The 22,183-nt window shown below is 45.8% G+C and carries 21 protein-coding genes; 9 read left to right on the top strand and 12 right to left on the bottom strand.

All coding sequences use genetic code 11. From position 1 onward, the window contains the following. Nucleotides 1-101: 101 nt before the first annotated feature. Nucleotides 102-533, bottom strand: coding sequence for an NUDIX hydrolase (locus AC3A14_RS17535; RefSeq protein WP_318733438.1), 432 nt, complete (start codon nucleotides 531-533; stop codon nucleotides 102-104). A gap of 13 nt (nucleotides 534-546) precedes the next feature. Then, nucleotides 547-990, bottom strand: coding sequence for a DUF3531 family protein (locus AC3A14_RS17540; RefSeq protein ID WP_318733436.1), 444 nt, complete (start codon nucleotides 988-990; stop codon nucleotides 547-549). A gap of 349 nt (nucleotides 991-1,339) precedes the next feature. On the opposite strand from AC3A14_RS17540, the gene AC3A14_RS17545 reads away from it, so the two are divergent. Both AC3A14_RS17545 and AC3A14_RS17550 read left to right on the top strand, forming a co-directional pair. Beyond that, the gene (locus tag AC3A14_RS17545) at nucleotides 1,340-3,265 is read left to right on the top strand and encodes a heavy metal translocating P-type ATPase (protein WP_318718977.1); all 1,926 of its coding nucleotides are present in this window, start codon (nucleotides 1,340-1,342) and stop codon (nucleotides 3,263-3,265) included. 206 nt (nucleotides 3,266-3,471) lie between these two features. Then, the gene (locus tag AC3A14_RS17550) at nucleotides 3,472-9,672 is read left to right on the top strand and encodes a Calx-beta domain-containing protein (RefSeq protein WP_318733435.1); all 6,201 of its coding nucleotides are present in this window, start codon (nucleotides 3,472-3,474) and stop codon (nucleotides 9,670-9,672) included. 191 nt (nucleotides 9,673-9,863) lie between these two features. Here the strand turns inward: AC3A14_RS17550 and AC3A14_RS17555 are convergent, their stop codons facing one another. The 7 genes from AC3A14_RS17555 to AC3A14_RS17585 form a co-directional block, all read right to left on the bottom strand. Beyond that, on the bottom strand, nucleotides 9,864-10,613 hold the full coding sequence (locus AC3A14_RS17555) for an ABC transporter permease (RefSeq protein WP_413039176.1): 750 nt from the start codon (nucleotides 10,611-10,613) through the stop codon (nucleotides 9,864-9,866). A 158-nt stretch (nucleotides 10,614-10,771) separates the two neighbouring features. Next, nucleotides 10,772-11,176, bottom strand: a complete 405-nt coding sequence (locus tag AC3A14_RS17560) for a type II toxin-antitoxin system VapC family toxin (RefSeq protein WP_318699665.1) — start codon at nucleotides 11,174-11,176, stop codon at nucleotides 10,772-10,774. After that, a complete protein-coding gene (locus AC3A14_RS17565; protein WP_318733433.1) occupies nucleotides 11,173-11,382 on the bottom strand; it encodes a hypothetical protein in 210 nt (69 codons plus the stop codon). Before AC3A14_RS17565 ends, AC3A14_RS17560 begins: the two co-directional genes overlap by 4 nt. Before the next feature lie 279 nt (nucleotides 11,383-11,661). Then, nucleotides 11,662-11,838: a hypothetical protein gene (locus AC3A14_RS17570; RefSeq protein ID WP_487779084.1), complete on the bottom strand. Its 177-nt coding sequence runs from the start codon at nucleotides 11,836-11,838 to the stop codon at nucleotides 11,662-11,664. Nucleotides 11,839-11,991: 153 nt separating this feature from the next. After that, complete coding sequence (locus AC3A14_RS17575) at nucleotides 11,992-12,207, bottom strand: DUF2283 domain-containing protein (protein WP_318733431.1); 216 nt, start codon at nucleotides 12,205-12,207, stop codon at nucleotides 11,992-11,994. Continuing rightward, a complete protein-coding gene (locus AC3A14_RS17580) occupies nucleotides 12,195-12,530 on the bottom strand; it encodes a DUF4258 domain-containing protein (RefSeq protein ID WP_318699669.1) in 336 nt (111 codons plus the stop codon). The genes AC3A14_RS17575 and AC3A14_RS17580 overlap by 13 nt, the downstream gene beginning before the upstream one ends. Before the next feature lie 127 nt (nucleotides 12,531-12,657). Beyond that, a complete protein-coding gene (locus AC3A14_RS17585; RefSeq protein ID WP_318733430.1) occupies nucleotides 12,658-13,917 on the bottom strand; it encodes a tetratricopeptide repeat protein in 1,260 nt (419 codons plus the stop codon). A gap of 114 nt (nucleotides 13,918-14,031) precedes the next feature. Between AC3A14_RS17585 and AC3A14_RS17590 the strand changes: the two genes are divergently transcribed. Continuing rightward, a complete protein-coding gene (locus AC3A14_RS17590) occupies nucleotides 14,032-14,415 on the top strand; it encodes a nucleotidyltransferase family protein (RefSeq protein ID WP_318699671.1) in 384 nt (127 codons plus the stop codon). Beyond that, nucleotides 14,402-14,731: a HepT-like ribonuclease domain-containing protein gene (locus AC3A14_RS17595; protein ID WP_318733428.1), complete on the top strand. Its 330-nt coding sequence runs from the start codon at nucleotides 14,402-14,404 to the stop codon at nucleotides 14,729-14,731. Before AC3A14_RS17590 ends, AC3A14_RS17595 begins: the two co-directional genes overlap by 14 nt. A gap of 124 nt (nucleotides 14,732-14,855) precedes the next feature. Here AC3A14_RS17595 and AC3A14_RS17600 read toward each other — a convergent pair whose 3' ends face one another. After that, nucleotides 14,856-15,686 carry a carbohydrate ABC transporter permease gene (locus AC3A14_RS17600; RefSeq protein ID WP_318733426.1) on the bottom strand — a complete coding sequence of 277 codons (831 nt, stop codon included), beginning with the start codon at nucleotides 15,684-15,686 and terminating at the stop codon, nucleotides 14,856-14,858. 33 nt (nucleotides 15,687-15,719) lie between these two features. On the opposite strand from AC3A14_RS17600, the gene trmB reads away from it, so the two are divergent. Genes trmB through AC3A14_RS17620 form a run of 4 tightly spaced genes read left to right on the top strand, consistent with a single transcriptional unit; the run spans nucleotide 15,720 to nucleotide 18,923 of the window. Beyond that, nucleotides 15,720-16,349 carry a tRNA (guanosine(46)-N7)-methyltransferase TrmB gene (gene trmB / locus AC3A14_RS17605; RefSeq protein ID WP_413039235.1) on the top strand — a complete coding sequence of 210 codons (630 nt, stop codon included), beginning with the start codon at nucleotides 15,720-15,722 and terminating at the stop codon, nucleotides 16,347-16,349. Between the two features lie 47 nt (nucleotides 16,350-16,396). Next, nucleotides 16,397-18,271 (top strand): excinuclease ABC subunit UvrC, encoded by a 1,875-nt coding sequence (gene uvrC / locus AC3A14_RS17610; protein WP_318733424.1) that lies wholly within the window; start codon nucleotides 16,397-16,399, stop codon nucleotides 18,269-18,271. 31 nt (nucleotides 18,272-18,302) lie between these two features. Next, nucleotides 18,303-18,788, top strand: a complete 486-nt coding sequence (locus AC3A14_RS17615; RefSeq protein WP_413039180.1) for a globin domain-containing protein — start codon at nucleotides 18,303-18,305, stop codon at nucleotides 18,786-18,788. Nucleotides 18,789-18,791: 3 nt separating this feature from the next. Then, a complete protein-coding gene (locus tag AC3A14_RS17620; RefSeq protein ID WP_413039181.1) occupies nucleotides 18,792-18,923 on the top strand; it encodes a helix-hairpin-helix domain-containing protein in 132 nt (43 codons plus the stop codon). Nucleotides 18,924-19,015: 92 nt separating this feature from the next. Here AC3A14_RS17620 and AC3A14_RS17625 read toward each other — a convergent pair whose 3' ends face one another. Continuing rightward, nucleotides 19,016-20,314 (bottom strand): homoserine dehydrogenase, encoded by a 1,299-nt coding sequence (locus tag AC3A14_RS17625; RefSeq protein ID WP_318733422.1) that lies wholly within the window; start codon nucleotides 20,312-20,314, stop codon nucleotides 19,016-19,018. Between the two features lie 44 nt (nucleotides 20,315-20,358). Beyond that, complete coding sequence (locus AC3A14_RS17630) at nucleotides 20,359-20,868, bottom strand: hypothetical protein (RefSeq protein ID WP_318699676.1); 510 nt, start codon at nucleotides 20,866-20,868, stop codon at nucleotides 20,359-20,361. 124 nt (nucleotides 20,869-20,992) lie between these two features. Here AC3A14_RS17630 and AC3A14_RS17635 point away from each other — a divergent pair, with 124 nt between their 5' ends. Then, nucleotides 20,993-21,991 (top strand): aspartate carbamoyltransferase catalytic subunit, encoded by a 999-nt coding sequence (locus AC3A14_RS17635; RefSeq protein ID WP_318699677.1) that lies wholly within the window; start codon nucleotides 20,993-20,995, stop codon nucleotides 21,989-21,991. The last annotated feature ends 192 nt before the right edge of the window (nucleotides 21,992-22,183 follow it).

Consider the following 22,183-nt stretch of genomic DNA (forward strand, 5'->3'; position numbering starts at 1 on the left):
CCTAAATTGTGAGGTTTAGGAATCCCCGTGTCTTTAGACCGGGGAGGATGTCAATCTACCTTAAGCATTACATCATAGCCAATTAACCGAACTTGATATGACTACAGATACCCTAAAAATTCTGGGGGAACCACTCGCACTTCTCCAGATTTACAGGCATTAAGATTGACCCATAAGGCGGTTTTGCTGCGCTTTTGTTCGTGGAACGTAAAACGATTTTTCTGATAAAACCTGGGGTCTACAAATTGGGCACGATAGAGTTGGAGAATTTCGTGTCTGGGTTGACTCTGATAAGTAAATAGGCTTTCTATACAGCCTAGATATTCAATGTGGGTTAGTTCGGCGTTTAATTCTTCCTGAAATTCCCGTTGAAGTGTTTCGCGGGAGGTTTCGCCAAACTCAACACCACCTCCTAAGGCACGATAGAAGGTTTGGTCTTTATCCCGATCGTAGCCTTCAGAGAGGAATAGGCGATCGCCATCTCTAATCAATCCGAGGGCAATAACCCGAATTTTGGGTTTCTTCTTAGACATGATTGCCGCTACACTAATATTGCACAAACGTATCTTGGGTTTCCGGAACCGGCCAATCCGCGTTAACGCCACCCATAATTAGAGTTTCAATCGCTACATATTCCTGGCTGAGTTGCTGCAAGGCGTTAATCAGGACATCTAAAGCCAGAGCATCACTGGTCCCCAGATCAAACCAACAGCGTCCCCAATTTCCCTGATATTCCAAGTCTCCCATGTTATGCATTAACGCCATCAAGGAGCGATCGCCTTGTCGATCGTCATAGGTCATATAACTGAGATCCAAGCCTTCCTCTTGCACTTGCAGATTTTCGGCATTAAATCCACCCAACTTGCCTAAATAATACCAAGCATCAAAGGCTTCTTGCAGATATAGCTTTTCCGCATCACTGGGAACCGTGCTGAATTCCAGCCAGATCCAAACATCAAAAGGATTAAATTCTCGAAATAAAACGTTCATAAATCAATTCAAAGTTAAAAATTGTTAACCGTAGAGGTGAGTTTAGACCATGACTCATTAACGGGACTTCAATAAAGATCAAGCCTAAAATAGCAAGTTATTATAACCTTATTTCATTATTTTTCTGGTTTAAGTCCCGATAAATGCTTATTTTTCTGGAAGAGGTTAAAGTTTATATCCCTTATATAGCATACTTTCTAGCCTCCTTTTCACCCCTTGAGCACGGCAGTTTGTCGAAAGGTGGCGACCCATCTTAAGGAAAAATTTTAGATTGGGATGAAGGCGATCGTGATAAAGTATGAATTATTATTCAGATATTCATGTTTCATTGTCACAAAGGCAGGACGCTATGACAGAAGCCCATTCTCACTGCGGCTGTTGCAGCCACGATCGCCCTCTTCAGCAGGAAGAAGCAGAGTTTAACCTAAAAAGAGAACTAACTCCTTTCGCGATCGCTACAATCCTATTTCTGATTGGCTTGATTTTCAACAAACCCTTACAAAACACCCCTTTTTCTCTGGGCGAATATGTTGTATTGCTTCCCGCCTACCTCATTAGTGGTTGGAGTGTGTTGACAGCAGCAGGGCGCAATATTCTCAAGGGACATATCTTTGATGAAAACTTCTTAATGACCATTGCCACCCTAGGCGCAGTCGCCATCCACGAAATCCCCGAAGCCGTTGGCGTAATGCTCTTCTTTCAGGTAGGCGAACTCTTGCAGGGATATTCCGTTGGCCGTTCCCGCCGTTCCATCAAAGCCTTACTAGAAGTTAGACCCGACAGCGCCAATCTAAAAGTCAACGGTCAAATTTACCCAGTCTCACCAGAATCCGTCAATATTGGGGATATCATTCTGGTGCGTCCTGGCGAAAAAGTACCCCTCGATGGCGAAATTCTCACCGGCAAATCCCTAGTTGATACTTCCGCCCTCATTGGCGAATCTGTTCCCCGCAGCGTTCGAGAAGGAGATACCGTTCTTGCTGGCATGATTAATCAGTCCGGAGTTTTGACTCTTCAGGTAACCAAGCGCTTCAATGAATCATCGATTGCTAAAATTTTAGAACTAGTAGAAAATGCCAGTAGCAAAAAAGCAGATACCGAAAAATTCATGACCCGCTTTGCCCGCTACTATACTCCGGTAGTGGTCTTTCTCTCCTTAGCAGTTGCCATCATTCCGCCCTTGCTCATTACTGGTGCAAGTCACGCAGAATGGACGTATCGCGCCCTAGTGTTACTGGTCATTTCCTGTCCCTGCGGTTTAGTGATTAGTATTCCCTTGGGCTACTTTGGTGGTGTAGGAGGCGCAGCCAAGCGGGGCATTTTGGTCAAAGGTTCAACTTTTTTAGACGCACTCACCCAAGTGAAAACCGTTGTTTTTGATAAGACAGGAACCTTAACAAAAGGGACATTCAACGTCACCGATATAATTTCTGATAATGGACTCACCCCAACTCAATTGTTAGAACTAGCCGCAACCGTCGAGTTTCATTCCAATCATCCCGTCGCCCAATCCATCCGTACTGCTTACGGAAAGCCTCTTGATGAGGCCAAGGTGCAGGACTATGAGGAAATTTCCGGACATGGCATTCGCGCTAAAGTGGGGAATCAGAGGGTACTAGTGGGAAATGATCGCCTCTTGCATCAAGAAAATATTCCCCATCAGGTTTGTGCTCTCGAAGCAACTGTTGCTCACTTAGCTGTCGATGGTCAGTATACCGGACGCATCATCATTGCCGATGAGTTAAAAGAGGATGCAGCCGAAACCATTTATACTTTACAGGCTCAAGGGATTCAAACGGCTATGCTCACTGGGGACTCCCAACCCGTTGCCGATCGCGTTGCCCAGAAATTAGGACTCAACCAATATCGGGCTGATCTCTTGCCAGAAGATAAAGTCAGCGCCTTAGAAGAATTTTTACATCAAGCCCATCGTACGAAAAGCAAAGTCGTCTTTGTTGGCGATGGTATTAATGATGCCCCTGTGATTGCGAGGGCAGATGTGGGCATGGCCATGGGGGGACTCGGTTCTGATGCTGCTATTGAAACAGCAGATGTGGTCATTATGACGGATGCTCCTTCCAAAGTAGTAGAAGCGATCCAAGTCGCTCATAAAACCCGTCGCATCGTGTGGCAGAATATCATTTTTGCCTTGGCAGTGAAAGGCTTTTTCATTACTTTGGGAGCGATCGGAATGGCGAATCTTTGGGTAGCCGTATTTGCAGATGTGGGGGTTGCCTTAGTTGCGATTGTTAATGCCAGTAAGTTATCGAGTTAGGAAGTTCTGCCAGGTTTTGTGCTGAATTTGCTCCGAGTTTGGAGTTACGCTTTGAACTCTAATTCTAGATGTAATCGCAACTAAGAACCTATGGTTAACCCCATATCTCCATCCCAGTCTGGAAAACCAGTAAACTGGGATGGAGCTTTATTCTAGTTTTTCCAAAGTGTCATCCTGCCGTGCCCTCTACTCCACTCTAAGCAACCATGAGTTTAATTGATAATACCACTGCTCAATGGACTGCCAATACCCCTTTTGGCAATAATAACCACTATCTCAACAACAACTTTTCCACCGCAGGAAATCCTCTAGCTGGAGCCATTGATGGGGGGCCAGTTGAATATAATGCATCCAATGGTACGGTAGTTAATAGTTATAGCAATGGTGCGGATGGAGCGAAAAGCGCCCTAGAATTCGGCAGCTATATCTTCTTCGCTGGAGACAATACTCAAGGGATTCGGCGTATCGATAATGACTGGGCTAGTAATCTCACCACTTATCAAGCCACAGTGGAGCAAACCGAGTCCATTACCACCGATGGCACATCGATTTATGGGAATGATGATGTTACTCGCGACCAAATTATCAAATGGTCGGTAACCAATAATCCTACATCCTTCAGCCTAACTCAGCAATGGGCAGAAGATGTCGCAACTGGAGGACGGTTTCGTGGTATTAGCTATTTCGACCATGGCAGTGGCGACGACTACATTTACGCCAGCGATGGGGGTAATACAACAGGTGACAATATTTTTGCCTTTGATGCCGATACGGGAGCTGCAACGGCTGTTAGCTTTAATGGCACAGCCATTACCGTACCCGGTACAGATTTAGTTTATCAGGCGATCGTCCATGAAGTCGGTGGGCGCAAGCTCCTGATGGCTGCAACCACTAGCGAGCTTCATGTGTGGGATATGCTCTCCCCCACCACCACTATCTCCGCAACTCCCACGGAAACCTACACCATCGCTGCTGGTACGAATCAACTTTTCAATAATATTGGCGGCGCATTAGGGGGACAATTCTTGGGAGCTAGTGCAAGGGGGTCTCAGTTATTTCTTGGCAATGGTAGTCAAGTCTTGGCTTATGAACTAGCGGCCACTCCTCTGAGTACGGAAGTTACCAATACCAACGATAGCGGCGAGGGTTCCCTGCGACAAGCCCTGATTCATGCTGCGGCTAATCCGGGTGCAGATACGATTACGTTTACCGGCACGACGTTCACCAATGCTACCCCCGATACCATTACCCTTGCATCCGAACTGACTTATTTCAGCAATGCGGGGAATGATGTCACCATTCAAGCGCCAGGAAATGCGTCGCTGACAGTAAGCGGGAATAACGCATCGAGAGTGTTTAATTTCAATAGTGCCTCTGAGATTACGATTGATGGGTTGGCGATCGCAGATGGTTCTGTTATGGGTCGTGGTGGTGGTATTTTTAACGAATCAACGGGCACGGTTAATATAACAAATAGCACTTTGTCAAGGAATTCTACCATTGGCGCTGGTGATGGTGGTGGTATTAGTAACAACTCTACGGGCACAGTTAATATAACAAATAGCACTTTGTCAAGTAATTCTACCATTGGTACTGGTGATGGTGGTGGTATTAGTAACAACTCTACGGGCACAGTTAATATAACAAATAGCACTTTGTCAAGTAATTCTATCAGTGGCAGTGGTGATGGTGGTGGTATTAGTAACAACTTTACGGGCACAGTTAATATAACAAATAGCACCTTATCAAGTAATTCTACCACGGTTGGTAATGCTGGTGGTATTAACAACAACTCTACGGGAACAGTTAATATAACAAATAGCACTTTGTCAAGTAATTCTACCAGTGGCGGTGGCTTTGGTGGTGGTATTAGTAACAACTCTACGGGCACAGTTAATATAACAAATAGCACTTTATCAAGTAATTCTACCAGTGGCGGTAGCTTTGGTGGTGGTATTAGTAACAACTCTACGGGCACGGTCAATGTAACAAATACCATCATTGCTGGCAATACAGGACCCTCCAACCCAGATGTATTTGGAACCTTCATCAGCAATAACCGTAACGTCATTGGCGATACCACAGGAAGCAACGGCTTCGGTGGCACAGACATCACCGGAGTCGCCGCCAACACCGTCATCAACACCACCCTCGCCAACAACGGCGGCCCCACCCTAACCCATGCCCTCGTTGCCGGTAGTCCCGCCCTTGATGCCGGTAACAATGCCGATGTCCCCGGCACGATTACCACCGACCAACGGGGAACTGGCTTTGACCGCATCTCCAACGGCACAGTCGATATCGGAGCCTACGAAACCCAAGTTTCTCCCCTGGTTATCTCCGAGATCATGTACAACCCTGCCAGTGCAGAAGATAACTGGGAATGGATAGAAGTCTACAACTCCGGCAGCAGCGCCGTCGATTTATCCGGCTATGTCCTCGACGATATCAATGGTACAGCTCATGGCTCCGCCAACATCGCCAGTGGTTCTATTGCTGCTGGCAGTAGCGCCATTCTCTTCAACAGCGATGACGTAAGTACTTCTGACTTTGAAGCTGCCTGGGGAACCGGCATCACCTTAATCGGCGTAACCAGTTGGGGTAATATGGCACTCAACAACGGTGGCGATACCGTCAGTCTCTGGGATAGCTTTGCCAGCTATAGCGGCGACCATACCACTCATACTAACGCCATTGAAACCGTTGCTTATGACGATACGGCTCCTTGGCCAGTTGATAATAATAGTGCTTCTATTTACCTTACTGACCTTACAGCAGATAATACAGATGGTTCTAACTGGGCCTTAAGCACCACTGGCGGCTCCACTCCCCTCGGAACCGGCTATCTCAGTGCTAATGCGGGTGGAAACAGTGGTAGCGATATTGGCTCGCCTGGTGGCACGCTCTCTGCCGTCACCCTTTCCTCTGGTACTATCACCGCCGCTAATGTCGCGCAAGGAACAACGAACCATCCCCTCTACCAACTCGACTTAGCCGTCGCCACTGCCAATGCCCAGTTAACCGGCGCAACTTTTACCACTGGTGGCATTTATGCTGCTGCTGATATTGTTGCCAACAGCTTTGAACTCTTCTACTCCACCGACACCACCTTCGACGCTGGCGATACCTCCCTAGGAACCCAAGCCGTTGTTACCTCTGGCAACACCCTTGCCTTCACCGGACTTTCCCAAACCATCAACAACGGCAGCACTGGCACACTCTTCCTCGTCGCCGATATCGCCTCTGGAGCCACTGCGGGCAACACCATCAACATCGCCGCCCCCAACCTGAGCGATATCACCTTCACTTCCGCCAGCAAAACAGGAACTCTAAGTGCTTCCGGAGATCAAGCCTTCGACGCACTTCCCACCATTACTTCGATCACCTCTACCACCACCGATGGTACATTCGGAGTCGGAGGCACTGTCAACGTTACCGTCAACTTCTCGGAAAACGTCACTCTTGCTGGTGGCAACCTTACCTTAAATTTAGATAGTGGCGGCACAGTCACTCTTACTCCTTTTAGCAGCAACAGTGTATCAGGAACCTACACTGTTGGCACAGGACAAAATAGCACTGACTTAAACACCACAGGCTTAACCTTAGCGGGTGGCGCAAGTTTGCAAGATGCCACTTCTAATAACGTAACTCTCACCATTCCAGGGGGACAGTCTCTGGCGGATAACAAAGCTCTTGTCATCGACACTACCGCACCCACCGTAACGGTGGAACAGGCAGTAGGTCAAGGAGATCCTACCACCAGTTCGCCCATCAACTACACGGTGACGTTTAGCGAAGCAGTGACGGGTTTTGCCACGGGAGATGTAACCCTCGGTGGCACAGCGGGAGCAACTACAGGTACGGTGACGGGTAGCGGCACCACTTACACTGTGGCGGTAAGCGGCATGACAGCTAATGGTACGGCGATCGCCACTTTAGCCGCAGGAGTAGCAACCGACACTGCCGGAAACCCTAATACTGCCAGCACGAGTACAGATAATATTGTCACATTCAATGGGATCAATAGTGCGCCCGTTGTGGACTTGAATGGTGGAGCCTCTGGTATAGACTATAGCGCTACCTTTATCAGTGGTGGGGGAGAAGTGGCGATCGTCGATAGCACTAACTTGACGGTTACCGATGATGGTGCGAACCTCACTAATGCTACGGTTACGATTACTAACCTGCTAGATTTTGGCAATGAAGTCTTGAGTTTCGATACTTCCGGCACAAGCCTCACCGGTAGCTATGATACAGCCACGGGAGTGCTATTTCTCTCCGGTAGCGATACGGTAGCGAATTACCAACAGGTTCTCCGCACAGTACAATACAATAACACTGCTGCCTCTCCCAATACAACTGCGCGAACGATTGAGTTTGTAGCTAATGACGGCAGCCTGAATAGCACCACAGCAACAACGACTCTTAACATTGCGCTCTCTCCCACAGTGCAATTTTCAGCCGCCAGTTACACCAGCCCTGAAAATGTGGGAACCAGCAGTGCTATCACCCTTACTCGCACAGGAAACACGACAAGCACATCGACAGTACAAGTGAGCCTGACGGGAGGAACAGCAACGGGTGGTGGAACGGACTATACGAGTAGTAGTTTCCCGCTAACTGTGACGTTTAATCCTGGAGAAACCAGCAAGACGGTTGATATTCTGGTGAATGATGATAGCATCGATGAACCCGGTGCAGATGAAACGGTTACATTTAGTGTGGCGAGTTTAACCAATGCCACCATTGGCAGTCAAAATACAACCACACTGAATATTACCGACAATGACAATACTCCCAACCTATCCATCAACGACGTAAGCGTAAACGAACATGCGGGCACAGCCACCTTTACCGTTTCCCTTGATGCAGCCAGCAGCCAAAATATTACCGTAGACTATGCCAGTAGCGATGGTACAGCTATAGCCGGAAGTGACTACACCAGCGCTAGTGGTAGCTTAACCTTCGCAGCGGGAGAAACGAGTAAAGCTATTACCGTTAACCTAACCGATGATAGCTTAGACGAAAGCAATGAAACGTTTAGTGTTGACTTATCCAACGCCACTAACGCCAGTATCAGCGACGCTCAAGGCGTGGGGACAATAACCGACAATGATGGACAACCTAACTTATCGATCTCCGACGTAACTGTAAACGAAAATGCGGGCACAGCAACATTCACCGTTTCCCTCGATGCAGCCAGTGCCCAGACTATTACCGTAGATTATGCCAGTAGCGATGGTACGGCTATAGCTGGAAATGATTACACCAGCGCTAGTGGTAGCTTAACCTTCGCGGCGGGAGAAACGAGTAAAAATATTACCGTTAACATCTCCGACGACAGCTTAGACGAAAGCAATGAAACCTTCACCGTTGACTTATCTAATACCACTAATGCTACCATTGCCGATGCTCAAGGCGTGGGAACGATAACTGATAATGATGTGGCGGTAGTGCCATCACCATCTCCGTCTCCTGTTCCTTCTTCACCTAATCCTCAAGTTCCGGTTTCTCCTCCTTCTAATTCTCCAGTATCCTTAAGTTGTCCATTCTTGAGTTCTCCTCCTGTTTTTCCGGCACTGAATATGATAGGAATTACCAGAGAAGGAACGAGTTTTAACGATATTTTATTGGGAAATAATCAGAGCGAAACGTTCTGGGCACGAGAGGGTGAGGATTGGGTTATTGCTCTGCAAGGTGATGATAATATTTATGGTGAAAGTGGAGATGATTGGTTAAGTGCCAATCAAGGAACGGATTGGGTTGATGGGGGGTTGGGGAATGATTGGATTCATGGTGGACAAGGAAATGATGGGGTGCGCGGGGGTGAAGGAAATGATGTGATATTTGGAGAGAGGGGGAATGATATTGTAGAAGGTAATGATGGCAATGATTTTCTGTCTGGGAATATGGGAAATGACTTTCTCGATGGTGGTTTAGGGGATGATGTTGTCCATGCTGGACAGGATAACGATCGCCTGGCTGGGGGGGAAGGACATGATACCTTGTTCGGTGATTTGGGCGATGATTGCATTCACGGTAATTTAGGAAACGATTGGCTACTCGGAAATCAAGGAGATGATAATTTACGAGGACAGGAGGGAAATGATAGCCTTTGGGGAGGTCAAGGCAATGATATCTTGTTAGGAGGAGTTGGGGATGATGTATTATTTGGGGATAGAGGCAACGATCTCTTTGTGCTGGCAATAGGAGAAGGAGGCGATCGCATCATGGACTTTTCCGCTGGCGATCGCCTCGGATTATCGACAGGCTTAACTTATACTCAGCTCACCCTAGCCCAAAATGGTGACAATACGATTATTTCCAGCAATAACCAGGTTTTAGCCATCCTAGAAAAGGTAACGGTTAACACTCTAAACGAGAACCGCTTTGTCAATATTGTTTAGGGATAGAGCGACTCTCTTTCCTAGGGTTACACTGTACTCTACAACAATACTGTATTCCCTATTCGCTAGCGGGAAGTACTATAGCAGAGAAAGGGGGAGTTACGACATTTTCAATTGCTATTCGTGCCTATTGCCTATTGCCTCAAACCATAACCTAACTGTCCTAATCAACTCCTTCTCTGCTATGTCGTTTAGTCTTGTTGGGTGGTAAACTGACGAGCGCCAACTAGGGAAAGAGCGATCGCCATAAGCAGCAATGCTGGAATAGAATACCAGGGAAACTGACCGATATCATAGGCAGCCGATCGTAAGCCTAACGTAGTATAAGTTAGAGGCAGTAAATAAACAATTCCTTTCAGAACCGTGGGCAGGGTAGATGGATCGAAAAATGTCCCCCCTAAAAACGACATGGGGATAATCAGAAAATTATTATAAAGCCCTACAGTTTCTAACGATTTCACCTGTAATCCCACTAATACCCCTAAGCCAGCGAAAACGGCACAGTTAAGGATAATCAGGACTAAAAATAACGGATTTAGAAAGCTCCAAAACTTGCCCGTAAATAGAACCGCGACTAAAATCACAGAACCCGAAGTCATTAACCCGCGTACCACTCCCGCCAGCATTTTACCCAAATATAATGCCAACGGATGAACCGGCATTAACAACATTTCCTCAAAGTTTTTTGTATACAGACGTTCCCCACAAATGGAAAATACCGTTCCGGCAAAACTAATGGTCATTGAAGAAAGGGCGACCATCCCTGGTAAAATAAACTCTAGATAGCTATTTCCTATGGGGGGAGTCATCGCTCGGTCGAGGGTAGAACCAAGTCCCAGACCAAAAGCAAGAATATAGATTAAGGGAGAAACTAAGCCGGATGCAGCCACTGGTGCAAGTCTAACCCGTAAATCTAGCCATTCTCCCCATAGAATAGTCATGCTATCAGCCCAGAGGGTGGGCAGTTCAGAGAGTGAGGGATAACGACGCAATAGGGGATTAAGGAAAGCCACGGCTAGTTATACAGTAAGGGGAACAAGTTCACAATTCTTAATATACCTTAATCCTTACTCCCTGTCGAAACCCTACCTAGCTTAACTTAGGGACTGATGAGGAGAAGTTCCGGGAAATAGGTTTGGTAACGGGTAGCATCACGAGTGAGTAGGGTGTACCGACACACGAACCCATGAGCGCCAATATAAAAATCCGGCAAAGGCGATCGCCTTACCCCACCCCTACGACGATATTGCAAAAAGGCTTGACCGGCTAAAAATGCCGCCTCATAAGGTAATCCGTCTCTCTGAAAAAAGCGAGAAGATAATACTGATTCCACTTCCGTTACATCTTGAAAACCAATGGATACTTCTGCATAAATAATAGGGTTGATATGCAGTGTTCCGGTTTGGGCATAATCGGTCAGTTGCGCTGCTGACCAGTCAAACCAATGGGGATCTTCCGTTAATACATCCAGAATCACATTGCTATCGACGAGGAAATTTGTCATGCCTCACCCCGCGTTAAATTCAGAATCTCATCAGTGGTCATCTCCCCTGTGGCTTTTCCCCGCAGACTGGCGATTAAAGTTGCTCCTTTGGGCGAGGTGTTTTGATACCGCCAAGCTAAAAAGTCTAAGAATATTTTTGCTTCTTCCAGGGCAGGTTGGGGTAGATTCCGAAGGATAGCTAAGATTTCAGTTTCCGTGGTTAGCATGATGCATTTCAGGATAGTACCCCCATTTTACTCCATCCCTTTAACCCAGAAACCGGGTTTCTGCCCAAGTTTTTCGCTCTTATCTCAGAGCTGATTCCCGAAGTCGCGGAAAGTGCATAACAGCAAGAGGTTCACTAAAATAGTAAATTCTGACCAATCCAGGCTCAAACCATTGATATATAAGGATTATAGCCTTCTGAAGATTTCCTTTAGGAATCAGCTCTCAAGTTCTCGTAGAAACCCGGTTTCTTGATCGCTTGTCTAAAGACTTCTGATTTTCTATAAATCCTGCAAAAACTCCTCCCGCGTAACTGACTCTAAAATTTCACACCGTTCTTCAGTATAGTTCCCCTGTCCCCATCCCATTTGTTGCAAAAAGCGAATGGCATCAGTCTGCCCCAAATGACTCACTAAAATATGATAGCCTTTTTCTCTTAATTCCACTGGTGTCATCATCTTCTCCTCCTTTTTCTTCAACTCACCAACCACTAGCGGCAACAATTTCATCAGAAATAATTAAACTCATGGTGTTATATCAATTAACAAGTTTCATGTAGGCGACAGCCGAAACAACTGGTATTGGTTAGAGGGCAGTTTTCAAACCAGCAGCTAATTAACCGTAATTGCCTCAAAATTAACTTGAGTTCTACCAGCATCACCTCTAACAAAGTTCAACTTTTCAAACCCAATAACTCGACCCTCTCTATTCTTCATCAAAATCACTTCATCTCCCGTTTCTTCTACTTCATACTCATCGTCTGGTTCATCGAACCAAACCACTAACGTATTGCCAATAGTGTCATGAAAAACTTTTACTTTGGCCATATCTTTTCTCCTTCTTTAATTGAACTGGTACGATAAGCCGTAATCAAAAATCCATTATCATTTAATCGTTTAGTGACTGCACAGACCCATCTTCTATCCCCATCAGTTCTATAAAATAAATAAACTTGGGAATCACTCTTACTCAAATGAATGACATCAGGATGAGTCAATGTTTCTTTCACATCTTCTAACCTTCCCTCCATGATCGGATGCTTAATCGTAGTAATCAATTCCCAGTAACTCGCTGTTGTTTGAACTTGAAAGCCAATCGGAGTATCAACTATAAACAAAAATTGCTCATCCACAGGAGGATTATCGCTCATCGTCACTTCCCCCCGATCTTATCCAAAATTGTCCTAGAAACCCAGTTTTTTGGCCCACGTTTGTCTTCTCTATCTACTGCTGAACAACGACCAAGATCCATTTTTAATTTTTAATTTTTAATTAATACTACCTCTGCTCTAAATCTGTAATCACTTTTTCCAGATACCATTCTTGAGCCATTCCTGGATAATCTTGCTTCGCTTGATCGATCAGTCGTTGGGCAATTTCCCAATGTCCTCCCACTAGACGCAATAATCGTTGACGTAGCAAAGATTCGAGTTGAATCGTGTTGGTTTGAGGTACGGCTTTTTGCAGTTTCTTGAGTTGAGATATGGACTGATTATAGTCTGACCATTTTTCTTGTTCGCAAAACTTACTGGCTGCCCGTTGATAGTCGGCAATAGCTTCACCCATTTCTTCTAAGCAAACATGGACAAGTCCTCGGCTATAATAGGCTGTGCCATTATTGGGATCGAGATTGAGGGCAGCGCTATAGTCTTGGATGGCTTGAGCGTAGTGGCTGGTTAAGCGATACGCATCTCCTCTGGCAATGTAAATCAGGGGATCGTTACTCTCAGTATTCAATGCTTGATTAAAGTCTTCAATCGCGCCTAAATGATCGCTAATCTGGGAACGTGCTTTGCCTCGATTGCGATAAATTATCGGGTCTTTAAAGTTCAGCGAAAGGGCGCAATTAAAGTCAGAAATAGCGCTTTTATAATCGCCCAGTTGACAATAGATAATTCCCCGAAAACCATAGGCGCGAGCATCATTGGGATCGGTTTTTAAGATCCAATTGAGTTCTTCTTTGGCTTCTTGGGGTTTTCCTTGTTGCGCTTTGTCGATTAGGTTTTGATAAAAGTTAGATTGGGTGACTAAAGGTAGGGATGGTGCGGTAGGTTTTGGGGAGTTGTCTTTGGGTTTGAGTTGCTGCATGAGAGCAAGACAACGACTGGCGTTTTCTTTGTCTTTTTGGTCTAAATAAAGATGGGCAGCTTGTTTAAAGTTGGCGATCGCACTTTGAAGGTTACCCCGTTTGCGCTCAACCGTCCCTCGCAGTTGATATGCAGCAGCAAAATCAGGTTTGAGCTGAATTACCCAATTGATGTCTTCCAGGGTTCCGGGGAGGTTTTTGAGGCTAATGCGGGCAAGGGCGCGGGCATAGTAAGCTTGACTATGGTAGCGATCGCGCTCTAGAGCTTGGCTATAATCGGAGATAGCAGGGTGAATTTTTCCAGAGTCAAAGTAGGCTAAACCTCTTTGGTAGTAAGGATCTGCCCAATCTGAATTGAGGGCGATCGCTTCATTGAAAAGGGCGATCGCTCCCTCAAAATCCTTTTGATTTGCCTTTTCTATCCCGTCTTGATATAACTGCTGTTCAATCACGACTGTTTTATAAAATCACAAAAAACCAAAACCAATTGATGGGACTTCAACCCAATTAGATATAAATATTTTAACCCTTAAATCGTAAAAATGCAAAACTAAAACCTAGAAATCATGACCCGGCCACAGGAAACTCAAACTCAGACCCAACCGCAATTATCTCTCGACTTGATTTATCAGCGTCTCAATGCGACACCAGAGGACATAGAAGCATTCTGTCAAAAGTGGCAGCTTGTCGAATTTGCTCTATTTGGCTCAATTTTGCGAGAAGATTTCCGGAAAACTGGCAGCGATCCGAGCGATGTTGATGTATTATTTACTTATGGAGAAACTGCTCGCCAAAATCTCCTTTTACTTGTCCGCATGAAATATGAGTTAGAAGATTTATTTCATCGTCCAGTTGATTTGGTTTGTAAAACGGCTCTTTTAGACGATCCTAATTATATTCGTGTTGGTAATATATTACGTTCTTTTCAGGTGATTTATGCAACGAGATAAAGAGTACATTTTAGATATTCTCGAAGCTGCGCGCAAGATTTGTAATTATACAGATGGAGTGACATTTAAAGAGTTTTGTGCTAATGAAGAAAAGCAAGATGCGGTAATTCGTCGTATTACTATTATTGGTGAAGCAACCAAGCGCTTATCTGCTGAATTTAGACAAAATTATCCACAAATTGAATGGCAAGAAGTGGCCGGTATGCGCGATGTTGTTGTTCATGATTACAATAGGGTTAATGTCCGCATGGTTTGGGATGTAGTACAACAGGATATCCCACAATTAATGAGTGTTTTAACATCACTCGAAGAGTAGGTATAGTACACGGGTTCAGGAAAACCTGGGTGTGAGGACGAAAATATTGGTGTTTCATGTCGCGCAGCGAAACCCGCCTCTACTTTTTCCCTGTCCAGCCGACGATGATTTGGAGATCGCTCACCTAACCTTTCAAACCACTGCTAGCATCCGTAGACATAATATATCGTTGCACGAACATAAAAAGGAGTAAAATTGGTAAAATCGAAATCATCGATCCCGCCGCAATTAAACGCCAATCTAGGGAAAATGTTCCTGCTAACCGTTGCACCCCCAAGGGAAGGGTAAACATTTCCGGTTGGTCTAAAATAATTAGAGGCCATAAAAAATCACTCCACGCTCCAATAAACACAAAAATCGCTAGAGTGACTAAAGCTGGGCGAATGGCAGGCAACATTACACACCACCAAATTTCCCATTCTGAGCAGCCATCCATATGTGCTGCTTCTTCTAATTCTTTCGGTACACCTTGAAACGCTTGTCGTAATAAGAAAATCCCGAATGCAGAAGCTAATGACGGCAACATCACACCTAAATACGTGTTTCTCAACCCCAATTGTACCATTAAAATATAGAGAGGAATCATTACAATTTGAAAGGGAATTAAAATCGTGGCCACAATCAGGCTAAAAATCAGTTGCCGTCCCTGAAAATTGAGTCTTGCCAAAGGATAAGCTGCCAGGGAACAAAAGAGTAAATTCAGTGCCACTGTCAAAGCAGAAATCCAGAAACTATTGAATAAGTAGCGGTCAAAGGGGTTCGTTTTCCAGACCTCAATAAAATTGCTCAGTGTTGGCTGTTCTGGAATCAGTTGGGGCGGGAATTGAAAGATATTTTCACCGGCTGATTTTAGGGAGGTACTGGCTAACCACAGTAGCGGCAAGAGCATCATAAATGCTATGATCGCCAGTGCTACATAAGTTCCTAGAGTGGGCCAGAATTTGGTCTTATGCATAGGAGTTAGGAGAGAATAAAAGGGGGTTAAAATTTGGCACGAGTGCGTGTGCGTCAGCATGTTAATCCATTAAGCCGCAAATTTCAAGAGCCGGTCGGGATTCCCAATTGGTCAGAAATTTATCCCCATTTACAGTATCCTCTCCATCTCGATATTGGTTGTGGACGGGGGCGCTTTTTGTGGGAAATAGCGCAACAGAGAGGGGACTGGAACTTCCTAGGGCTAGAAATTCGGGAACCTCTAGTGACAGAAGCGAATGAATGGCGCGATCGCCAGAATTTAACGAATCTCCATTATCTTTTTTGTAATGTCAATATATCCCTAAAAGATATCCTCCCGTCTCTACCCGAAAATACTCTACATTATGCGAGCATCCAATTTCCCGATCCTTGGTTTAAGCATCGACATCAAAAACGGCGCGTGGTTCAGGATGAAGTGGTCGATATTCTCTCTCAGTTTATGAGTTCTGGGGGTCAGGTTTTTCTGCAATCTGATGTGGAAGATGTGGCATTACAGATGCGAAGTTTATTCGATCAGCACGCTGACTTTAGCCGTTCCCATGACTGGTTAGAGGAGAATCCTTTACCCGTACAAACGGAGCGAGAAATTGCGACCTATGCCAAAGGTGAGCCGGTTTATCGGGTGATGTTTGAGCGGTTGTGAGGAGTAAGAAGCCTGGTTTCTGGCTCCCAGTGTTTCCTAAGTTTATTATGACCAATAAGAACAACTCAGAGTTGCTCTGTGAAAATCCAGAGCGCCAACAGCAGTATTTACAAGAAATCCCCAAACTACCTGGGGTTTACTTAATGAAAGATGCGGGGAACTCGATTTTATATATCGGTAAATCGAAACAATTAAGAACCCGCGTTCGCTCCTACTTTCGCGATTTTACCAGCCATAATGCTCGCATTGCCTTAATGGTACGGAAAATCAGTGATATTGAATGGATTATTACGGATACAGAAGCGGAAGCGCTGGCTCTAGAATCGACGCTGATTAAGCGTCATCAACCGCGATTTAATGTTCTGCTTAAGGATGATAAAAAGTATCCCTATGTCTGTATTACTTGGTCGGATAACTATCCCCATATTTTTATTACCCGCAAGCGCAAAGCCAGAAAACCGAAAGATAAATACTATGGCCCCTATGTGGATGGGGGACAATTGCGGCAAACATTGGATTTAATTAAGCGAATTTTTCCCCAACGCCAGCGACCGAAACCGCTTTATAAAGACCGAACTTGCCTTAATTATGATATAGGGCGCTGTCCGGGAGTTTGTCAACAATTGGTTGAGGTGGGAGATTATCGGCAAATGATGCAAAAAATTGCCATGATTTTTCAAGGGAGAACGGCTGAGTTGGTGGAGGAATTTAGGCAGCAAATGCAGGAAGCGTCAGAGGCTCTCAATTTTGAATTGGCGGCTCAATTGCGAGATCAAATTCAAGGGTTGCAAGCGCTAAATGCGAGTCAAAAGGTCGATTTATCAGACGATCGCGTTTCACGGGATGCGATCGCCCTGGAACAGGACGCAGAACGCTGCTGTATTCAGTTGTTCCAAATTCGGGGCGGTAAATTAGTAGGTCGCTTGGGGTTCTTTGCCCAATCTGGAGAACCGGGGGCAATTTTGCAACGGGTTTTGGAGGAGCATTACCAAAGTGCTGAATCCCTGGAAATTCCGACGGAAATTTTAGTGCAATACCCTTTACAAGATGCCGAGTTTCTGCTAGAATTTCTGCACAATCACAAAGGTAAGAAGGTTACGATTCATGTTCCGCAACGGCAAAGTAAGGCAGAACTGATTGATTTAGTTTATCGCAATGCCCAAGCCGAGCTAAAACGGATGCAAAAATTTGGCGATCGCGTCCAACAAAGTCTCACTGATTTAGCCGCCATCCTCAACTTACCCGAACTTCCCCGACGCATCGAAGGTTACGATATTTCCCATCTGCAAGGGTCAAATGCGGTGGGGTCTCAGGTGGTCTTTATTAATGGGATGCCAGCGAAACAATATTATCGCCATTATAAGATCAAAAATCCAGCAGTTCAACCCGGTCATTCCGATGATTTTGCCTCCCTTGCAGAAGTCATTAACCGTCGATTTCGCCCCTTTCTAGACAATACCCAACTTCCCCGTCAAGGAAACCCAGATTTTCCCGATTTACTGCTCATTGATGGAGGAAAAGGTCAGTTATCTGCGGTGATTTCTGTCCTCTCTCAGTTAGAATTGTTACCAGATTTGCGAGTAATTAGTTTAGCCAAACAGGAGGAAGAAATCTTTCAACCGGGCGATTCTGCTCCTCTTCCCACCGAACGCGATCAACCCGGTGTGCAGTTACTGCGTCGGGTTCGAGATGAGTCCCATCGCTTTGCCGTAAGCTTCCACCGTCAACAACGGGGCGATCGCCTCCTCAGTTCCCGCTTAGATGGAATCCCTGGATTAGGGTATGAGCGACAAAAGCAATTATACAAACATTTTCCGTCTTTAGATGCGATCGCCCAAGCCAGCACCAAACAACTCCAGCAAGTCCTCGGAATCGGCCCCAATTTGGCACAGAACATTTACGATTATTTTCATCAACAATAAATGGTATTATTAAAGCTTGATTTGGATTGACGTGATGAAACAAACAACTATTGACATCGTTAAAGCCACCACTCCAGTTGTTAAGGAGTATGGAACACAGATCACTCAAAGAATGTACGAAATTGCCTTTGAAGAGCGTCCAGACATCAGACGTTTCTTTGAAAACACCTGGATGAAGGATATAGAAGCAGGTCGTAAGCAGGCACGCAAATTAGCGGCATCAGTTTATGCTTATGCTCAACACATCGACCAATTAGATGAATTGAGTAAGGCCGTTGAGCGCATTGCCCATGTTCACGTCAATTCTAAAATTCTGCCTGAAACATACCCCGTTATTGGAGAATGTCTGATTGCTGCAATGAAAGATGTTCTGGGTGAAGCTGCAACACCAGAAATTCTTGAAGCTTGGACTGAAGCCTATGGTGCCTTAGCTGATATTTTTATCCAGCGAGAGCAGGAAATTTACAAGCAAGAAGATGGTCAAATGTTTTCACCCAAAGAGGCTGCAACCCATTAGTAGATTTTAGCCAATATAGGTTCCATCGTTAACAACGGGGCGATCGCCCAAGCCAGCACCAAACAACTCCAACAAGTCCCCGGAATCGGCCCTAATTTAGCACAGAATATTTACGATCATTTTCACAAACAATAGAGGCAATATCGCACTTCGCGCTGTAGTAAGAGAATGGAGGGAGTAAACAACAGACTCAATCTAGCTATTCCCTATTCCCTATTCCCTAGCACTTATAAAACCCGAATAACACTCGGTACCGTGTCAATCTCCTCCAAATCTTCGACTTCTGCTAAGGCTTCTCTAAAATTGCCTTCACGGGTTTCATGGGTAACAATCACAATTTCCGCTAAATCTTCCCTGAATCCAATTTGTACCACAGACTCTAAACTCACCCCATGCTCGCCGAAAATCATACCCAGATGACCAATGACTTTGGGGCGATCTTTGGCAATTAAGCGGATATAAAAGCGACTCTCTAATTCCTCAACTGGAGTGAGGGTGCAATAGTGCTGATGGGTGCAACTCAGGAGAGGATGCGGAATGGGTTCAGTTTCCGTTTTCAGGATAGCCGCAATATTAATCATATCGGATGTAACCGCGCTAGCTGTTGGCCCGGCTCCTGCTCCTTGGCCGTAGAACATCACCGGCCCGATGGGGTCTCCTTCAACTAAAATGGCGTTAAACACGCCATTGATACTGGCAAGGGGATGGGTTAGGGGAACGAGGGTGGGATGGACGCGAATTTGGAGATGATCGATCGCATCTGGGGACGGATCTCGACGGGCGATCGCCAAAAGTTTAATCCGAAATCCCAGTTTTTCCGCATAACTTATATCGGCTGCACTAATCGAACGAATGCCTTCACAATGTACTTCTTCCCGTTTTACTCGACCGCTAAAGGCTAGAGCCGCTAAAATGGCAATCTTATCCGCCGCATCCCAACCATCCACATCCGCCGTGGGATCGGCTTCCGCATAGCCTAAACTCTGGGAATCCGCCAGAACCTCTCCAAAGTCCGATCCTTCCTGCTGCATCCGGGACAAAATATAATTAGTCGTACCATTAATAATACCAATCACGGATTGAATTCGGTTCACGCCCAAGGCTTGCTTCAGGGGATTAATCACCGGAATCCCGCCGCCCACAGCCGCTTCCAGCATCACGTACACGCCCGCCGCATTCGCTGCATCATAAATTTCATCACCATATCGGGAAATCACGGCTTTATTAGCGGTCACCACATGCTTTCCATGGGCGATCGCCTGAAGAATGAGCGATCGCGCCGGTTCTAAACCACCGATTAATTCCACCACAATATCCACCGCTTCATCAGAGACAATGGCTTCGAGATCGGTGGTGAGCAACTCATCTGGCAGTTTCACCGCTCTGGGTTTATTCAGATCTCGAACACCAACCCGATACAGGTTTAGGTCACCTAAGAGGGGATGCCGTCCTTCCGGGTTCAGTAAAATATCAACCGTTCCTGCTCCTACGGTTCCTAAGCCTAGCAAGCCAATGTTATATGCCACAATACCAATCTTGAAAACAATGGATTATTCTTTAAAGCTTATCATCAAAACCCAATGGGTACACCGCGATCTGTAAATTTCACCTCCTCAATATTCCATCTAGAAGATTGGGTTAAAGTTTCCTTTAAACTGCCCAATAGAGCCATTCTTTCGCAAGTGGAGAGGGAGACAAACAGACGCTGAGATTGGGGAGAGAGGCGAAAATCAATCGTAAGGCTATTGTCTGTTCGGTTGGGTTGCAAGCGATAGCCGGCGATCGCAAAATCGGCGGTTGTTCCCTGTTCGATCAAGTTATGGATAGTTGCTTGTAGAGCATTTTGCTGAGGGACTTGGATCGACTTCTCCACAAACGATTCACAGAAGGGATCGAGTTGGTATATCGTCATCTCGATCATCTCCACCGCAGGAGTCGGTTCAAGCCTTTGGGAAATTTTGGGGACTGGTGCAGGGGTAGGTGTGGATTCCGTGGAATGGCTAGAGGTGCATCCAATGACAGTGAGAGCGATCGCCAGACTCAGGGGGATCGCTCCTAGACGGTTCAAGAGAAGGAGCATAATAATTAAGAAGTCGTGAATAAGTTCGAGTAGCTCTTCATCTCATTCATAGAAACCTGCATTTGATCCGCCGAATTTCCTGTAGAGTAGCTATGGCCATTTCCCTATTACCTATGACCTAACCATGACCTTTAACCACCCTCATATCCTCTCGCTAGCTGACTTTACCCCAGACGATTACAATACCGTTTTACAGACAGCCGCCAGTTTTTCTGATGTCCTTTCTCGACCAACGAAAAAAGCCAAAAAACTCCCCACCCTCCAGGGACGAGTGGTAACCAACCTCTTCTTTGAACCGTCCACCCGCACCCGCAGCAGTTTTGAGCTAGCCGCCAAACGCTTATCGGCTGATACCCTCAATTTTGCTCCCGGTTCCTCTTCCCTCTCCAAAGGAGAAACCATTCTCGATACAGCTAAAACCTATTTAGCCATGGGAACGGATATTATGGTCATTCGCCATAAAGAAGCAGGGGTTCCCCAGGCGATCGCGGCTGAACTGGATCGCCTCGATACCCATGTTGGCGTTCTCAATGCCGGAGATGGTCAACACGAACACCCCTCCCAAGCCTTACTCGATCTCTTTACCCTTTGCTTCTTACTCGATCCCCAATCTCCCCGTTTAGAGTTACTCTCCGGTAAAAAAATTGCCATTGTTGGGGACATTATTCACTCTCGGGTCGCTCGTTCCAATCTCTGGAGTTTAACCGCCACTGACTGTGAAGTTCACTTAGCCGCTCCTCCAACATTATTACCCCAATTCTTCGCCCAATATACTTCTAGCCAGTTCCAAGAGCGCCCTGGAAAAGTCTTTATCCATTGGTCAGTCGAACCCGCCCTACAGGATGCTGATTTTGTCATGACCTTGCGCCTGCAAAAAGAGCGCATGACTCAACATTTACTGCCCAGTGCCAGGGAATACCATCATCGCTTTGGCATTACCCGCGATCGGCTCAAACTCTGTAAACCAAGTGTAAAAGTTCTCCATCCCGGCCCCGTGAATCGAGGGGTTGAAATTAGCTCCGATCTCATGGACGATCCCCAATTTAGTCTCATTTCCCAACAGGTCAGCAGTGGAGTATCCGTGAGAATGGCCCTACTCTATTTAATGGGAGGTGGGAAGTAGTCATAAACCCGTCAACGATAAGTCTCAATTGACTACTAATAACATTAAAGAAATATGTATCCTAGTTGAAGGTATTGAATACCTTCTGAGGGTAATAGTCTCTCTGCTAGAGTTATTTCAGACGGAGAGAGGGATTTGAACCCCGAAGATGTTCATCCCTAGTGTCCTGAAAAACGCTGAACGCTATATCTA

The sequence above is a fragment of the Roseofilum sp. genome (genome assembly GCF_982964205.1).

Excerpts from the sequence above, each read along its gene's own strand:
- AC3A14_RS17565 (WP_318733433.1), bottom strand. The coding sequence starts at position 11,382 with ATGCTAACCACGGAAACTGAAATCTTAGCTATCCTTCGGAATCTACCC.
- AC3A14_RS17630 (WP_318699676.1), bottom strand. The coding sequence starts at position 20,868 with ATGCTCCTTCTCTTGAACCGTCTAGGAGCGATCCCCCTGAGTCTGGCG.
- AC3A14_RS17580 (WP_318699669.1), bottom strand. The coding sequence starts at position 12,530 with ATGAGCGATAATCCTCCTGTGGATGAGCAATTTTTGTTTATAGTTGAT.
- AC3A14_RS17575 (WP_318733431.1), bottom strand. The coding sequence starts at position 12,207 with ATGGCCAAAGTAAAAGTTTTTCATGACACTATTGGCAATACGTTAGTG.
- AC3A14_RS17635 (WP_318699677.1), top strand. The coding sequence starts at position 20,993 with ATGACCTTTAACCACCCTCATATCCTCTCGCTAGCTGACTTTACCCCA.
- AC3A14_RS17600 (WP_318733426.1), bottom strand. The coding sequence starts at position 15,686 with ATGCATAAGACCAAATTCTGGCCCACTCTAGGAACTTATGTAGCACTG.
- AC3A14_RS17560 (WP_318699665.1), bottom strand. The coding sequence starts at position 11,176 with ATGACAAATTTCCTCGTCGATAGCAATGTGATTCTGGATGTATTAACG.
- AC3A14_RS17595 (WP_318733428.1), top strand. The coding sequence starts at position 14,402 with ATGCAACGAGATAAAGAGTACATTTTAGATATTCTCGAAGCTGCGCGC.
- AC3A14_RS17545 (WP_318718977.1), top strand. The coding sequence starts at position 1,340 with ATGACAGAAGCCCATTCTCACTGCGGCTGTTGCAGCCACGATCGCCCT.
- AC3A14_RS17535 (WP_318733438.1), bottom strand. The coding sequence starts at position 533 with ATGTCTAAGAAGAAACCCAAAATTCGGGTTATTGCCCTCGGATTGATT.
- AC3A14_RS17570 (WP_487779084.1), bottom strand. The coding sequence starts at position 11,838 with ATGATGACACCAGTGGAATTAAGAGAAAAAGGCTATCATATTTTAGTG.
- AC3A14_RS17590 (WP_318699671.1), top strand. The coding sequence starts at position 14,032 with ATGACCCGGCCACAGGAAACTCAAACTCAGACCCAACCGCAATTATCT.
- AC3A14_RS17555 (WP_413039176.1), bottom strand. The coding sequence starts at position 10,613 with ATGACTATTCTATGGGGAGAATGGCTAGATTTACGGGTTAGACTTGCA.
- uvrC (WP_318733424.1), top strand. The coding sequence starts at position 16,397 with ATGACCAATAAGAACAACTCAGAGTTGCTCTGTGAAAATCCAGAGCGC.
- AC3A14_RS17550 (WP_318733435.1), top strand. The coding sequence starts at position 3,472 with ATGAGTTTAATTGATAATACCACTGCTCAATGGACTGCCAATACCCCT.
- AC3A14_RS17540 (WP_318733436.1), bottom strand. The coding sequence starts at position 990 with ATGAACGTTTTATTTCGAGAATTTAATCCTTTTGATGTTTGGATCTGG.